Genomic DNA, 2,612 nt, shown 5'->3' on the forward strand with positions numbered 1-2,612 from the left:
GGCGTGCAGCTCGGCGTCGGCCAGCGCCGCGCCGGTGCTGGCGCGCAGCACCGGGTCGACCACCAGGGCGACGGGCTGTTGCGCGCGCAGGCGGTCGACGAAGGCGGCCAGCACGCGCACGTTGTCGGCGCTGCCGAGCAGGCCGGTCTTGATCACGCGCGGCGGCATGTCGCGCGCCAGCGTGTCCAGTTGCGCCTGCAGCAGGGCGGGTGCCGTGGCCGCGATGAGTGAGACCTCGGTGGTGCTCTGGGCGGTGATGGCCGCGACCACCGTGCCCAGGTGCAGGCCGAAAGCGTCGGCCGCGCGCTGGTCGGCGGCCAGGCCGGCACCGCCGCCGCTGTCGGTGCCGGCGACGCTCCAGATGACGGGTGGGGCGTTCATGGGATCAGGAACGGGTGGCCGCTCACCGGCGTGGAGGCGACCGCCATGTCCTGCGGGGCCATCACGCCGGCTTCGAAGGCGGCGCGGCCGGCTTCGATGGCCAGGCCGAAGGCGCGCGCCATGCGCACCGGGTCCACCGCCTGGCTGACGGCGGAATTGAGCAGCACGGCGTCGAAGCCCAGTTCCATGGCCAGGGCCGCGTGGCTGGGCGCACCGATGCCGGCGTCGACCACCAGCGGCACGCCGGGCAGGCGCGCGCGCAGGGTGCGCAGCGCGAACGGGTTGATCAGCCCCTGGCCCGAACCGATGGGCGCGCCCCAGGGCATCAGCACTTGGCAGCCGGCGTCGAGCAGGCGCTGGCAGGTGACCAGGTCGTCGGTGCAGTAGGGGAACACGGCAAAACCGTCCTTCACCAGTTGCGCGGCGGCCTCCACCGTGCCCCAGGGGTCGGGTTGCAGCGTGTGTTCGTCGCCCACCACTTCCAGCTTCACCCAGCGCGTGCCATACAGCTCGCGCGCCATGTGCGCCAGGGTGATGGCTTCGTGCGCGGTGCGGCAGCCGGCGGTGTTGGGCAGCAGGTGCACGCCGCTGTCCACGATCTGGCGCACGAAACCGTTGTCGCCGGCGGCGGCCAGGGTGCGCTTGAGGCCGACGGTGACGACCTGGGTGTTCGACGCGGCGATGGCATCGCGCAGCACCCGGGGCGACGGGTAGCCCGCGCTGCCCAGCAGGAAGCGGCTGTCGAGCGTGGTGCCGTAGACGGTCAGTGAGGACATGGCGGGGTCGGATGGGGGGCAGGGGAGGGGATGTGGGGTCAGGCGGGCTGCACGGGCACGTGGTCCCGCGAGCCGTTGGCGCGGTTGCGCGCGTCGACGAACACCAACTGCGGCTTGTGCGTGGCGACCTGGTCTTCGTGCACCTGGGCGAAGGCCGCGATGATGATCAGGTCGCCCACCGAAGCGCGGCGTGCGGCCGAACCGTTGACGGAAATCATGCCGCTGCCCCGCTCGCCCTTGATGGCGTAGGTGATGAAGCGCTCGCCGTTGTTGATGTTCCAGATGTGGACCTGCTCGTTTTCGGCGATGTTGGCGGCGTCGAGAAGGTCTTCGTCGATGGCGCAGGAGCCTTCGTAATGCAGTTCGCATTGCGTCACGGCGACGCGGTGGATCTTGGACTTGAGCAGGGTGCGGAACATGGGGTCTCCTGGTAAAGGGTTTGGAATCAGCCGCCGACGATGGCCTGGAAGGTCAGCACCGTGTCGCCGGGCCGCAGCAGCGTGGTTTCGCGCTGCGAGCGCGGCACGAAAGCGCCGTTGACGGCGGTGGCGACTGTACTGGCATCCACGCCCTGGGATGCCAGCAACTGGGACAGCGTCAGCCTCTCGGGGCATGGCAGGGTCTGGTCGTTGAAGTTCAGCATGGGTGGACGGGCGCGAGCCCCAGTGGCTTCAGCGCGTCTTCAACCAGGGCTGGTGCCAGCAGCCAGCCATGGCGGAACAGGCCGTTGATGCGCAGCCGGCCGGGCGTGTGGTCGATGCGCGGTTCGTTGTCGGGCAGGGCCGGGCGGAGGTTGGCTTCCATGTGCACGATGCGGGCTTCGGCCAGGCCGGGCAGCACGCTGTGCGCCGCGGCCATGAGTTCGACCGCGCTGCGCAGGCTCACGGGCGAGCGGTCTTCGCTTTCGATCTCGCTGGCCCCCACCACGAACAGGTCGCCCGGGCGCGGCACGATGTAGACGCGGTGGCGCGGGTGCAGCAGGCGGACCGGGCGCTGCAGCCGCACGCCGGGTGCGTGCAGCCAGAGCACTTCGCCGCGCACGCCGCGCACGGCCATGTCCTCTTCAAGGGCCAGCGCTGAACCGGCTTCGCCGGGCCGCTGTGGGCGCTCCATGGGGGGGGCCACGTTCACCCCCCGCACGTCGATGGCCAGATCGACGTGCGTGGCCTCACCATCGGCCAGCACGATGCGCCCGGGCTCCACCTGTGCCACCCGCTCGTCCCAGCACCACCACACACCCGGGGCGTGCAGCGCCAGCGCTTGCAGCATGTCGCGGCCCATGACCTGGGCCTCCTGCGGCAGCAGCCAGGCGTGCAGGCCGGGCGTGACGGCCGGCTCCAGCGCGGCCAGTTCGGCGCGTTCGAGGGGCTGCGGTGCCGGCAATTCGCTGGCCAGCGCGGGCGCGTCCTCCAGCGGGGCGAGCACCCGGCGTGCGGCGCCCAGGTCGGGGCCGTG

At 71.6% G+C, this 2,612-nt stretch carries 5 protein-coding genes; all 5 read right to left on the reverse strand.

Translation table 11 applies throughout. The annotated features are described in order from the left end of the window. A partial coding sequence (locus QQK43_RS22960; protein ID WP_284309605.1) for a bifunctional hydroxymethylpyrimidine kinase/phosphomethylpyrimidine kinase occupies nucleotides 1-381 on the reverse strand: 381 nt, incomplete at its 3' end. Beyond that, entirely contained in the window at nucleotides 378-1,157 is a 780-nt protein-coding gene (locus tag QQK43_RS22965; RefSeq protein ID WP_234263829.1) for a thiazole synthase, read from the reverse strand. The genes QQK43_RS22960 and QQK43_RS22965, both read right to left, overlap by 4 nt. Before the next feature lie 38 nt (nucleotides 1,158-1,195). After that, nucleotides 1,196-1,576: an aspartate 1-decarboxylase gene (gene panD / locus QQK43_RS22970; protein ID WP_284309606.1), complete on the reverse strand. Its 381-nt coding sequence runs from the start codon at nucleotides 1,574-1,576 to the stop codon at nucleotides 1,196-1,198. Nucleotides 1,577-1,602: 26 nt separating this feature from the next. Further along, entirely contained in the window at nucleotides 1,603-1,800 is a 198-nt protein-coding gene (gene thiS, locus QQK43_RS22975; protein ID WP_284309607.1) for a sulfur carrier protein ThiS, read from the reverse strand. Continuing rightward, the coding region (locus tag QQK43_RS22980) for an FAD-dependent oxidoreductase (RefSeq protein WP_284309608.1) at nucleotides 1,794-2,612 on the reverse strand (819 nt) is incomplete at its 5' end. The genes thiS and QQK43_RS22980, both read right to left, overlap by 7 nt.

It is taken from the genome of Hydrogenophaga electricum (assembly GCF_030160815.1).
GTDB lineage: Bacteria > Pseudomonadota > Gammaproteobacteria > Burkholderiales > Burkholderiaceae_C > Hydrogenophaga > Hydrogenophaga electricum.